This is a genomic window from Paraburkholderia sp. BL27I4N3, assembly GCF_003386115.1.
Taxonomy (GTDB): Bacteria; Pseudomonadota; Gammaproteobacteria; order Burkholderiales; family Burkholderiaceae; genus Paraburkholderia.
This window is the reverse complement of record NZ_QREJ01000001.1, coordinates 5,612,274-5,624,945: the sequence shown is the minus strand read 5'-3', so window position 1 is coordinate 5,624,945 and position 12,672 is coordinate 5,612,274. Positions and strand designations below refer to the sequence as shown.

The following is a 12,672-nucleotide window of genomic DNA, read 5'->3' as shown; positions in this document are numbered from 1 at the left end:
CGGCGACGGGTTCGACCAGAGGTTCGACCACAAAGAGCCGCAAGGGCGGCGGCACCGGAAGCTCAGGCAATCAGCCTGAGCTTCTGTCTATCCTGCAACCAGCGTTCGAAATCAGCCGCCGGCATGGCCTGACCGTACAGGAAGCCCTGCACGTAATCCACGCCCAGGCCCTTCATGAACACTTCTTCCGACTCGGTCTCGATCCCTTCGGCGACCACCTTGAAATTCAATTCCTGCGCGACGGCCACCATGGAGCGCACCAGTGCCTGCGCTTTGGTGTCGGCGTTGATCGAGCGCACGAAGCTGCGGTCGAGTTTGATGACATCGAGCGGAATCCGGCCGAGTTGCGACAGCGACGAATACCCCGTGCCGAAATCGTCCAGATGAACCTGCGCGCCGAGCTGGCGGAACTGCTTGATCAGATCGATCGCGGCGGTTTCGTCTTCGATCAGGCAGCTCTCGGTCAGTTCGAGGTCGATCAGGCAAGGGTCGAGCCTGGCGTTCTGCAACGCCTCGCTGAAATGGCGGACCACGGCCGTATCGACCAGTTGCCGCGCCGACACATTGATCGCGATGCGCAGGTTGTAGCCGTCCGCCTTCCATTTGGCGGCCTGTTTCGCGGCAGTTTCCATGACCCAGCGGCCCAGTACGCCGATCAGCCCGGACTCTTCCGCGTAACGGATGAACTCGTTCGGCATGATCTGCCCGCGCTCCGGCGAATTCCAGCGCACCAGCGCTTCGACGCCCTGCACCACGCCGGTGGCGAGCGACAGCTTCGGCTGGTAGTGCAGCGTCAGTTGGCCTTCTTCGAGGCCGCGCCGCAGGTTGGTGTCGAGCCACATGTACTCGGCGACGCGGCGGTTCATTTCCGGCGAGAACACGCGGTGCGTGCGCTTGCCTTCGTCTTTGGCGACGTACATGGCCGTGTCGGCCGAACGGATCAGCGATTCGAGGCTGTCGCCATGTTCCGGATACAGCGCGATGCCGATCGAGCAGCCCGTGTAGACCTCGACGAGCCCAAGCGCGAACGGTGTGCGCATGCGTTCAAGAATGCGCTGCGCGGTGGTTTCGAGTTCGTGCGCCGTGCCCTTGGCGGCGAGGACGATGAATTCGTCACCGCCGAGACGCGCGAGCGTATCGCCTTCATTCAGGCACTCGCCGATGGCCGACGACACGTCGCGGATCAGGCGGTCGCCGAAGACGTGGCCGTAGTGGTCGTTGACCTTCTTGAAGTTGTCGAGGTCGAGGAACAGCACGCCGACGGCTTCGCCTGGCGCTGCGTCTTCGATAGCGGCGCGGATCTTGTCCTGGATCGCGTTGCGGTTCGCGAGGCCGGTGAGCGAGTCGGTATTGGCCAGTTCGGTGAGGCGTTCCTGCGCGAGCCGTTCCTCGGTGATGTCGGTGCCGGAGCAGATCAGGAATTGTTCGTCGATGCCACTGCCGCTCTGCACGAACTTGTTGCGGAACAGAAATAGCCGCTCGCCATGCACTGTTTTGACGCGCCGCTCGACTTCGTACGACACGCCGCGATTGAAGAAGCCCGCAATGTTCTGGCTGGAGGCCGCGCCGTCTTCGGTGGACATGAACAACGCCCAGACGTTGCGGCCGACAATGTTCTCTTCCTTGACGCCCGTAAGTTCTTCGGCAAGACGGTTGAAGCGCTGTATTCGACCATGCCGGTCGACGATCACGACGACCGAATTCACTTCGGACACGACCTGTTCGGCAAACGAGAGGCCGTGGACCAGATCGCGGGCGACGGATTCGGTGTCGTCATAGGCCGAGGCGGTGCCGGCCCAACTGTTGCTGCTGAGTTTTTTACCGACCAGATGCAGACGCAACGGTTCGCCGAACAGCCGCACGTCGAGGACGAGGTGTGAGGTCACGCCCGTGAGGCAACGGATTTGCGAAGCCTGCTGAGGATTCAACGGAATGGCGACACTGGCCGGCACGTCGCCAGTGACGGGCGTGAGTTCGAGCGCGTTGCTGTCGTTCGACAGACGCCAGCATGGGCTGCTTGTGCCGAACTGGGCAAATAGCACCTGCTCGTGTTGGTCGTCGTTCATGAGCTCCCCGGGCGGTGTGTGCCGGTGGCCGCCTTGAAGGCGGGGGCGGCAGACAGTCTTCATCATACTTAAGACTGTCCCCATTGTAGCGAAGCGATTGGAATAAGGCTTATAAAGATTAACGGTCAGTAAAACTTGTGGCTTTAGGCTTTTCCACATCCTTTTTTACATGCTATTTTTTCCGTCACACTCAGGTAATTTACGGCGATCCGCGCGCATTCCAAAAGCTAAAACCGCCGCGCCAGCCACGCCCGAGCCTTTTCTCTTTCGGCGGGAACCGCTTCCAACGACGGTTCGAACCAGAAAGTCCCTGCCACGAGCGTCGCGGCCACGATCCCATCGCGATACAGAATGCGGTTCCCCGCTACTGCGGGCACCCGTTCGCCGACCAGCAACGTGCCGGCGAGATTCAGCGGATCAGTCCCGGCGACACAGACAAAAGCACCGTCGTTCGCATGTCGCCGCACTTCTCGCAGCACGGGAATTGCTTCGGGCAGCGAAAATTGTTCGCCGGCGAGGCCATTCACAAAGCGTCCGCCGCGAATCACGCCGCGCGCTTCGAGCCGCTGAAAAACGCGCAGCAGGTCTCGCCACGGCGGCAGCCACTCGGCTTCGCGTTCGAGCAGTCGCCAGAAGACCACGCCGTAACGGCGCAACAGCGTCATCGCGACATGTTCCAGCACTTCAGGCGGCAATTGCCGGCGGCGCTCCGGCACGTTCTCTGTCGCGGCAGCGGGACTGGCGGTGGGCCGGCTGACCAGCGCCCAGCGTCCCGCATCGTCCATGCCGCCGATCAGCGCACTCGAGCGCGCGCGCCGGTTGCTGGAAAACGCGTTGCGTCTGGCAACCGGTTTCAGCAACGCGCGCAAGCCCGCGAAACTGTCTGAGTTCACCAGGCCCGCCGCCACCAGCTCACCCAGCGCATTCTCCAATTCCATACGCAATACGCGAACTTCGGCGAGCAATTCGTCGAAGAACATCGCGCCGTGTTGCAGGAGCGTTTCATACACGCTCTGCGCGCGCGCCGACAACTCCGGTTGTTTCGACGGATCGAGCAACGCGCTCCATACGCGCACTTGCGCACGCGGCAGCAGCACGATGGGCGTGCTGCGGATCGGCCCGCCGGTGCCGCGCGCGCGTTCCGTCAGGCGCGTCCAGACAATCTTGCCGGCCCGGCATAGTTCGTCGAGCGAAGTATTCGCATACGCCTTCACGCGCGCGAGCAGGATGTCTTCCTCCCATGCGGCCGCCGCGGCCTGGAAGCCTTCGAGCTGTTCGAGGACCGCGGCCAGCGCGTCGCGCCCCTCGCTGCGCGTGTCCGGCGTCAGATGCTGCCACTCGAACAGAAAGCGCATGAAATCGTGCCGCTCCACGGGCTCGATTTCGCGCCGCAAGCGTTTCACGGTGTAACGGTGAATCCGCGCGAGCAGATGTCGTTCGCACCATTCTTCTTCGGCGGCTTGCGGCGTGAAGCGGCCGCGCATCACGTAGCCTTCGGCTTCGAGGCGCGTCAGGCTCTGTTCGACCGATGCGGCCGGCAATTGCAGCGCTTCGGCAATCGCGCCGACAGGTAGCGGGCCGAAGCCGGTCAGACGCGCACGGAGCACGTCGATCAGCGCGTCGTCTTCGTTCCAGCTTTCCGTGTAGCCTTTCGGCGCGGCGAGCGGCGGCGCGAATTCAGCGTGCGGATAGAGCACCTGAAAACAGGTGACGCGTTCCACCGGCAGCCACAGGGCGCAATCGTGGGCGAGCTGCAGGCGGGTGGCGCGGCCGGAGTCTGCCAGCGACGCGAGCCAGGCCGGCCAGCCTTCGTTGCGGCGCGCTTCGGCCTCGGTGATGCAGGCAAGGCCGGTCAACGCTTCGTGCATCTCGTCGGCGTTGCGCGCTTGCGGCCATGCTTCATCGCGCACGCTTTCGATGGCTTCCGCGTCGAGCGCGCCGAGATCGTCGGCACTCGACGGGTCGGTCCAACGCCGGTTCAACACGGCTTGCGTGCGGCGTTCCTCGATCGGCGCGTCGTCGAGATAGGCGTACGGTTTGGCGTTGAGGATTTCGGCGGCGAGCGGCGAGGGCGCCGGCAAATCGCGCGCGACCAGTTGCACGTCGCCCTGTTCGATACGGCGCAGCAGCGCGATCCAGCGTTCGCTGTCCATCGCCTCGTGCAAACAGTCGTCGACGGTTTGGTCCACTAACGGATGATGCGGCAGCTCGCGTTCGCCGACCACGTTCTCCAGACACGCGGCCTGTTCGGGAAACACGTTCGCGAGCAGATCTTCGCTGCGCATGCGCTGCAATTGCGGCGCGGTTTTGCGCCCGCCCGTGTATCGCGGCAGGCCGAGCGCGGTCGTGGCGTTCCAGCGCCAGCGCACGCCGAACAATGGCGCGTCGAGCAGCGCCTGAATCAGCAGATGCTCGGCACTGTTCGAATGCAGATAGCGCCATACTTCGTCGAGCACGAAGGAGTGGCTGCCGGTCAGCGACAGCACGATCGCGTCTTCGGTGGCGGCGGCTTGCAGCTCGAAGTTGAACGTGCGGCAAAACCGTTTGCGCAACGCGAGGCCCCACGCGCGGTTGACTCGGCTGCCGAACGGCGCGTGGATCACGAGCTGGGTGCCGCCGGATTCGTCGAAGAAACGCTCCATGACCAGCGTGTTCTGCGTGGGCAGCACGCTGAGCGCGGCTCGCGCGCGGGCAAGATAGTCGACGATCTGGCGCGCGGCGGCTTCGTCGAGATGCAGGTTGTCGACGAGCCAGCCGATCGCATGATCGATGCGGGCGGCAAGCGTTTCGGCTGCGGTGTCGGGTTCGCCCGCCGCAGCGTTTTTATCGTCGAGAAGACGCTCGATCTGTTCGCGCAAACGCGCGACGCCGAACGACAGTTCGTCGCTGCGCCCCGGCGCTTCGCCGAGCCAGAACGGAATATTCGGTGGCTGGCCCTGCGCGTCTTCGACCCGCACACGCCCGCTCTCGATCCGCAGAATCCGATACGACGCATTACCGAGTTGAAACACGTCGCCGGCCAGACTTTCGACGGCGAAGTCCTCGTTGACGGTGCCGATATTGATGGCCTGCGGTTCGAGCACGACGGCATAGTCGGCGTTTTCGGGAATCGTGCCGCCCGAGGTGACGGCGACCAGCTTGCCGCCGCGCCGGCCGCGCAGCGTGCCGCTCACCACGTCGCGATGCACGTACGCGGCGCGCGGACCGTTGCGACTCGTGTAGCCTTCGGCAAGCATGCGCAGCACGGCGTCGTACTGCTCGCGCGTCAGGTCCGCGTACGGGGCCGCGCGCCGCATCAGGTCGAACAGCGCGTCTTCGTTCCATTCGGCGCTCGACACTTCCGCGACGATCTGCTGGGCCAGCACATCGAGCGGCGCGCGCGGAATACGTAGCGCGTCGAGTTCGCCGCGCCGAACGCAATCGAGCAGCGCGGCGCATTCGATCAGATCGTCGCGCGAATTCGGAAACAGCCTGCCTTTCGGCATGCCGCCGACATGGTGGCCCGAGCGCCCGACCCGTTGCAGGAACGGCGCGATCGCGCGCGGCGAACCCATCTGGCAGACCAGATCGACGTCGCCGATATCGATGCCGAGTTCCAGCGAAGCCGTCGCAATCAGCACGCGCAGTTCGCCACGCTTGAGGCGCTGTTCGGCGTCGAAACGATGTTCCTTCGCGAGACTGCCGTGATGCGCGGCGACCGCGTCCTTGCCCAGCCGCTCGGTCAGATGACGCGCGGCGCGCTCGGCCATGCGGCGCGTATTGACGAAGATCAGCGTGGTGCGGTGCATCGCCACCAGTTCGGCGAGGCGGTCGTAGACGCGCTCCCACACTTCGTTGGGCATGACCGCTTCGAGCGGCACGGGTGGAATCTCGAGCGCCAGATCGCGTTCGCGAATATGACCCACGTCGACGATCGCGCAGTCGGCTGGAATGCCGCTGTCGATGCTGCCGCCGCCCACCAGAAAGCGCGCGACCGCGCTCACCGGTTTTTGCGTCGCCGACAAACCGATCCGCGGCAAGCGCCTTTGGCACAGCGCGTCGAGCCGTTCCAGGCTGAGCGCGAGATGGCTGCCGCGCTTGCCGCCGGCGAGCGCGTGAATTTCGTCGACGATCACCGTGCGCACGGTCGACAGCATGCGGCGGCCGGAGTCCGAACCGAGCAGCACGTAAAGCGATTCCGGCGTGGTGACGAGAATATGGGGCGCGCGCTTCTTCAGCGCATTGCGCTCCTGCTGCGTGGTGTCGCCTGTTCTCACGGCGGTGCGAATATCCAGCGGCGGCAAGCCTCGCGCGTCGAGTTCCGCGGCGATGCCTTGCAGCGGCAACTGCAGGTTGAGGCGGATGTCGTTGGAGAGCGCCTTCAGCGGCGACACATAGACCACCAGCGTTTCGTCGGGCAGAGCGCCGCCGTTGGCGAGGCCCTGCTGGACCAGATCGTCGAGCGCGGACAGGAAGGCGGTGAGCGTCTTGCCCGAACCGGTCGGTGCGGCCACCAGCGTGGAGCGGCCACGGCGAATCTGCGGCCACGCGGCGGCCTGGGCGTCGGTCGGCGCGGGGAAGGTCTTGAGGAACCAGCTCGCGACCGCGGGATGGAAATCGGCGAGCGCGCCGGCCGTCGAGAGCCCGACGGCGGGCGTCGCGACAGGTGCGGCGGCAGGCGCCGCGCCCAAAGCAGCAGTAATGGTGGAAGCCGAAGTCATGCTTGCATAGTTGGGGGCGAGGCGTGCCATATCCAGAGGGCGGCGAAAGCAGCCGGTTGCATGGTTCAGGAATTAGTCTGGCAGGTTTACCCCGGTTTTGCCGAGGGCCGCGGATCGGCATTTATGTCGCGAGCGAAAGCCGCGTTGCGGGAATTTTTGCCGCGTGACGCGCGCCTGGGTCGCGCGCTGCCGGATTCCGCCGATTGCAGTACTCTCTACGCCTCACCCATCCACGAACCACGATGGAGTCTCGACGATGCGATACAACCAGTTGGGCCGTACCGGTGTTTTTGTCTCAGAGCTATGTTTGGGCACGATGACCTTCGGCGGCGGCGGGGGCATCTGGAAGCAGATCGGCGATCTGCAGCAGGCGGACGCGGAGCGGCTGGTCGGCCGGGCGCTCGACGCGGGCATCAATTTCATCGACACAGCCGACGTCTACTCGGAGGGCCTGTCCGAACAGATCACGGGCCAGGCGCTGAAAAACCTCAAGGTGCCGCGCGACAAGATCGTGGTGGCCACCAAAGTCTTCGGCCAGACGGGCGAGTTCCCCAATGCGCGCGGCGCTTCGCGTTATCACATCATCGACGGCGTGAAGGCGAGCTTGAAGCGGCTGCAACTCGATCACGTCGACCTGTATCAGATCCACGGTTTCGATCCGGCCACGCCGATCGAGGAAACCCTGCGCGCGCTCGACACGCTCGTGCAGCACGGCCATGTGCGCTACGTGGGCGTGTCGAACTGGGCCGCGTGGCAGATTGCGAAAGCGCTCGGCATTTCCGAGCGCCTCGGGCTCACGCGCTTCGAAACGTTGCAGGCGTATTACACGCTGGCGGGCCGCGACCTCGAACGCGAACTCGCGCCGATGCTGCACAGCGAAGGCCTCGGCCTGATGGTGTGGAGTCCGCTCGCGGGCGGACTGCTGAGCGGCAAGTACGGGCGTGAGCAACAGGGCGAGGCGGGCAGCCGTCGCACGACGTTCGATTTCCCGCCAGTCAATCGCGAGCGCGCTTATGACTGCATCGACGTGATGCGCGGGATCGCCGAGGCGAAGCAGGTATCGGTCGCGCAGATTGCGCTCGCGTGGCTGCTGCATCAGCGGGTGGTCACCACGGTGATCGTCGGCGCGAAGAGGGTCGAGCAGCTCGACGACAATATCGCCGCGACCGACGTTTCGCTCACCGCGGATGACCTCGTAAAACTCGATCAGGTCAGTGCGCTGCCGACGGAATATCCGGGCTGGATGCTGGAGCGTCAGGGCGAGCCGCGCCGCAAACAGCTTGAAGAGGCGCGGCATCCGGCGGTGTAGCGGCAGCCCGGCATCTCGCGATGCCGGCGGTCATTCCGTGGCAGCCTGCGCTGCGTCAGACGCCTGCGCTGTATAAGCCGCTGTGGCATCCATCGTGCGAGCCGAGTACACCATCGCGGCACCCGCATTGACGGCGATCGCCACGCCCAGCGCTTCGGCGATTTCCTCGCGCGTTGCGCCATGTTTGAGCGCTTCGGCGGTATGGACGGTGATACAACCGTCACAACGCAGGCTGACCGCGACCGCGAGCGCGATCAGTTCGCGCGTCCTGGCGCCGAGCAGGTCCTTCTTCTGGCCGGCGGTCGAAAGCGCCTGATAACCCCTGACGGTATCCGGCGACAGTTTGGCGATTTCGCCGATACGGCCGAACAGTTCCTGACGGTAATCGATCCAGTTCAACATGGCAGTGCTCCTTGGGGTGATGCGCGCCGGCAGGTGCCGGCGTCGTGAGACAAGTATTGCGCCGCGCCGCGATATCCTGAATACTCGATTCGCTCAACTTTTAGCGCGATCGTCTCATGGATACGCTTAGCCGACTGATCGACCTTGCCCGGCCCCAAGCCAGTCTCGACCTGCGTTGCCTGCTGTCGGGCGCCTTCGACATCGATCATGGGCAGTTGGAAGCGGGCATTGCGCCGTTTCATCTGGTGCTGGACGGCGCGTGCGTCGTCGAAACCGCCGACGGCGCCCAGCGCGAGTTGCGCACGGGCGACTTCATGCTGTTTCCGCGCGGCGCGGCGCATCGGGTGCGCGATGTGCAGCGCTCGAGCGCCACCGCGCCGTTGACGCAAAGCCATGACGGCATGCTGCCGTTGCGACGCAACGACGGCAACGACAGCGCGCGCATCCCCGCCGACCTCGATCTTCTGTGCGGACGCTTCGTCTATTCGCCAGGTTCGTCGGCCTTGCTACTGAACGCGCTGCCTGATCCGTTGCATGTCTCGCTGAGCGGCATGGAAACGCGGGGCTCGCTGCAAACGGTCATCGCGCTGATGCGCAGCGAGGCCGAACGACGCCAGGCGGGCGCGCTCGCGATCGTCACCGCGTTGAGCCACGCGCTGCTCGCCATCGCGCTGAGGGCGCACGGCGAGCAGAACGCCTCGGCGTCAAGCGTACTCGCCTTGCTTGCCGACGCACGCCTCGGCGCTTCTGTGCAGGGCATGCTGAGCGCGCCCGAACGGGCGTGGACCATCGCCGAACTCGGCGCTCTCGCCGCCATGTCGCGCGCCACTTACGCACGCCATTTCAACGAGCGCGCGGGCATGACAGTGATGGACTTTCTTACGCAGATTCGCATGACCATCGCCTGCGATCTGCTACGCCGCACGCAGCGCAGCGCGGCCGAGATCGGCGAGGCGGTCGGCTATCAATCGGAAGCCGCTTTCGGCAAGGCGTTTCAGCAAAGTGTCGGCGTGCCGCCGGGACGCTACCGGCGTCGTCCGCAAGAAAACGATGGGACGGAAAACTAGCTACGGCTTGCCCGGTTTGCCAAACCAGCGATGCTCGATCCACGACATCAGAAAGGCCACCAGCAACGCGCAGACCGTGCCGAGCGTCACTTCGCCGAGGCGAAGCAGGGCTCTGTCCCACGCGGGCCCTATGCCCGGCACCAGCAGCATGATCGTTGCCGTGATTCCGCCCAGACGCGCCGCGCTGCCGACATTCAGCGTCCAGCACAGGGCGATTGCCACGCCCACCGTGGCCGCGTAAGCCGCGAAATAGCCGGCGCCGAACGTGGCACCCACCAGTCCGCACAAGCCGCCCAGCATCGCGCCGATGAATTGATCGCGCGACAGGTTGCGGGTGTCGACATAGCTATGCTGGCTGACCGCGATCGCCGTGATGGCGGCCCAGAAGCTTTGTTCCGTATGCAGCAGGCGGCCGATGGCGACCGCCAGACTCGCGCCGGCGACCGCCTGCACAGCCATGAAGCTGCCTTCGATCAGGCGCTCGCCGAGCGGCAACGACTTGAGAAAGGCAAACAGCGAGTTGGCGGCGCTCGCCCGTGCCGTGCGTCGGGAATCGTCGGGTGGGATCATCGGATGGGAGAAGCCTTGTCGCGGCATGAAGGTCACGTATTCTAGCGACTCCGATTGACGGTCGAACTAACCTTCACGACTGCGCAGCCGGCGATACCAGCTCATCAACGGTGTCGCCGAAACGCCGTGAATCACCACGGACGCCGCGATCGCCGCCAGCGTGAACGGCACGAGTGGGACGACCTCGGTTGCAGCGCCGTTTTCCAGCGCGTACGCGAGGTAGTAAAACGAACCGATGCCGCGTATGCCGAACCAGCTCATCAAACGGCGCTGCGTCGGTGTCGCGCTCGATCCGAGCAGCGACAACTCCACCGCTGCCGGCCGCACCAGCACGAATAGCGCCGCGGTCAGCGCGACGGTGTACCAGGTAAAGAGCGGCGTGTGCAGCGTGGCGAGCACATTGCCGACCATTGCCATGACGGCGACCTCGGCGATGCGTTCGAGCTCGATCGTGAAGCCGAGCACCGACTCCGTCATATACGCGTGCGCCTTGCTCGGATTCGCCGCGGTCGCTTCGACGTCTGCGGAATCCACGGTGCCGATGGTCTCGCGTGGCGACTGGCCGCCGCTCGCGCGGTGTTCGACACGGCGCATCGCGACACCGGCGGCGAACACGGCCAGAAAGCCATAGGTGTGCGCAAGCTGCGCGGCGCCGAACGACAGCACGATCAAACCGAGCGCGAAAAAACCTTCGAGTCCGAGCGCCTGCGCGTGGCGCGTGCGCAGCCACGTCACCGCATGGGTGGTGGCCCAGCCGAGCATGCCGCCGATCGCGATTCCGCCCGCCACGCCCCACACCATGCTGCCTGCGAGCGCGAAGTTCAACAGATCGCCCGCTTCGGCGGCGGGCGCCGCGCATAACGCGAGGCCGAGCATCGCGAAGGGCAGCGCGATGCCGTCGTTCAGTCCGCCTTCGCCGGAGAGCGCGAAGCGCAGCAGATCGTGGTCGCCGGGGTTGTGCACTTGCACATCGTGGGCCAGAACCGGGTCGGTCGGCGCCAAGATCGCCGCCAGCAGCAAGGCCGGCCCCCAGCCGAGATGCAGGACGTACACGCCGAACAGCATCAGCAGCGGAATGGTCGCGAGCATCGCAAGAAAGCCGAGACGCAGCGGCACGGTCCAGAGTTTTTCGAGCATGCCAAGCCGCAATCGCAGGCCGATAGCGAACAGCGAGACGAGTAGTGCGACTTCGGTGATGGTGCGCAGCAGATGCGCGTCGGCGATCATATCGAGGCGCAGCAAGCCGATACCGGGCGGCCCGAGAAAATAGCCGATCGCGAGATAAAACATGGCGGCGCTGATGGGTAGGCGCCGCAGTGTGGTCGCCGCCAGGCCCATAAAAACGAGCACGGCGCCGACGATGAGAAACCACAAAGTTTCGTGCATGAGCATCCGGTGAGGGCCCGCATGCGCGTGCTGCATGCGTGGCCGGTTGAACAACGGTGCGCCCCGCCGCGCCGATTACCGGCGCGTCATTTCAGGGCGCGCGTCCGAATGCTTCGCGCAGCTTGCGCTTGGCCTGTTGCAGGGTGTCGCGGCGCGTTTTCGGCAGGTTTTTGCCGGCGCGGTTGATATAGAAGTTCAGCATCGACATGGCCGACTGAAACGGCGTGCCTTTGCGGCGGCGGCTCTTCGTGGACGACTGCTTGAGCGATTGCGCGATCGATTCCGCGCTGCCGGTTTTGAACACGTCGTGCTGGATATCCATCGCGTCACTGGTTTCGATGACGTGATGCGACCACTTCTTCGGGCTTTTAGCGGCATGCGCCGCGTGAGCCTTGGCATGCCGCTGGCGCGGCGGCCGGCCCGACTTGCCGCGGGTGACTGGGCGCCTGGACTTGCTGGTGGATTTGCGTGTGGCCATGCTGCCGCCTCCTTATCAAATCTTGCGCGCGTTGATCACGCTCATTGTGCGCTCAAAGTGAAACGCGCCGGCTGCCGCGATGGCGGCATGCCGGCGCATCGGTGTCAGCGCGCGTGGCGCCCTACGGCCACGTGCGCCGACCGTGAGCACGCGTTACAACTTCAGGCCGCCGGCCTCCGGCGCATCCGACGACGCGGGCGGAACGTCGCCCACGCCATAGTCGTCGCGACGCAAATTCGAGTCGCGGCCCCAGTAGGGTTCGCTGCCGTAGTACTGGTGCACGGACGTCGCCCAGGTCTGGTCCGCCATGGATGGCCAGTGGTCCTTGTCGAAGCCCGGGGCGTTCTTCACGCGTTCCGCGGTCATGTTCAGCACGAAACATTTGCGGCCGGTATCGAGCGTCAGTGCATGCCATGGAATGGCGAGCAGCTTGTCGCCGATGCCGAGAAAGCCGCCGCTCGAGAGCACGGCATACGCAACGCGGCCCGAGCCGACGTCGAGCATGATGTCCTTGATCTTGCCGATGTCCTCGCCGTCGCTGCTGAGCACCTTGTTGCCGTCGAGCGTGGCGGCGGCCATCACGTCCGGGCCGGGGCCTTCCGCGGTCGAGCTGCCCTTGCCGATGACCCGGGCGCCCTGTTCCTGGCGCATGCCGCCTTGCGTTTGTGTCTGGTTCACCATGATGAGCCTCCTC

The 12,672-nt window shown here is 65.0% G+C and carries 9 protein-coding genes; 2 read left to right on the top strand and 7 right to left on the bottom strand.

The features are described from left to right. Positions 1-62: 62 nt before the first annotated feature. Together pdeR and B0G71_RS25565 are read right to left on the bottom strand one after the other, a co-directional pair. Positions 63-2,066, bottom strand: a complete 2,004-nt coding sequence (gene pdeR, locus B0G71_RS25570; protein ID WP_116145204.1) for a cyclic di-GMP phosphodiesterase — start codon at positions 2,064-2,066, stop codon at positions 63-65. A gap of 227 nt (positions 2,067-2,293) precedes the next feature. Then, on the bottom strand, positions 2,294-6,766 hold the full coding sequence (locus B0G71_RS25565) for a DEAD/DEAH box helicase (RefSeq protein WP_258875662.1): 4,473 nt from the start codon (positions 6,764-6,766) through the stop codon (positions 2,294-2,296). 256 nt (positions 6,767-7,022) lie between these two features. On the opposite strand from B0G71_RS25565, the gene B0G71_RS25560 reads away from it, so the two are divergent. Then, positions 7,023-8,075 (top strand): aldo/keto reductase, encoded by a 1,053-nt coding sequence (locus B0G71_RS25560; RefSeq protein WP_116145200.1) that lies wholly within the window; start codon positions 7,023-7,025, stop codon positions 8,073-8,075. A 30-nt stretch (positions 8,076-8,105) separates the two neighbouring features. Here B0G71_RS25560 and B0G71_RS25555 read toward each other — a convergent pair whose 3' ends face one another. Next, complete coding sequence (locus tag B0G71_RS25555) at positions 8,106-8,477, bottom strand: carboxymuconolactone decarboxylase family protein (protein ID WP_106278336.1); 372 nt, start codon at positions 8,475-8,477, stop codon at positions 8,106-8,108. A 116-nt stretch (positions 8,478-8,593) separates the two neighbouring features. On the opposite strand from B0G71_RS25555, the gene B0G71_RS25550 reads away from it, so the two are divergent. Further along, positions 8,594-9,544 carry an AraC family transcriptional regulator gene (locus tag B0G71_RS25550; RefSeq protein WP_116145198.1) on the top strand — a complete coding sequence of 317 codons (951 nt, stop codon included), beginning with the start codon at positions 8,594-8,596 and terminating at the stop codon, positions 9,542-9,544. Here the strand turns inward: B0G71_RS25550 and B0G71_RS25545 are convergent, their stop codons facing one another. The 4 genes from B0G71_RS25545 to B0G71_RS25530 all read right to left on the bottom strand — a co-directional run bounded on the left by B0G71_RS25545 (position 9,545) and on the right by B0G71_RS25530 (position 12,659). After that, positions 9,545-10,114, bottom strand: a complete 570-nt coding sequence (locus B0G71_RS25545; protein ID WP_116148877.1) for an aromatic acid exporter family protein — start codon at positions 10,112-10,114, stop codon at positions 9,545-9,547. A gap of 66 nt (positions 10,115-10,180) precedes the next feature. Then, positions 10,181-11,500: a sodium:proton antiporter gene (locus B0G71_RS25540; RefSeq protein WP_116148875.1), complete on the bottom strand. Its 1,320-nt coding sequence runs from the start codon at positions 11,498-11,500 to the stop codon at positions 10,181-10,183. 91 nt (positions 11,501-11,591) lie between these two features. Next, entirely contained in the window at positions 11,592-11,978 is a 387-nt protein-coding gene (locus B0G71_RS25535; protein WP_116145197.1) for a DUF3175 domain-containing protein, read from the bottom strand. Positions 11,979-12,131: 153 nt separating this feature from the next. Next, on the bottom strand, positions 12,132-12,659 hold the full coding sequence (locus B0G71_RS25530) for a PRC-barrel domain-containing protein (protein WP_116145195.1): 528 nt from the start codon (positions 12,657-12,659) through the stop codon (positions 12,132-12,134). Positions 12,660-12,672 lie beyond the last annotated feature (13 nt).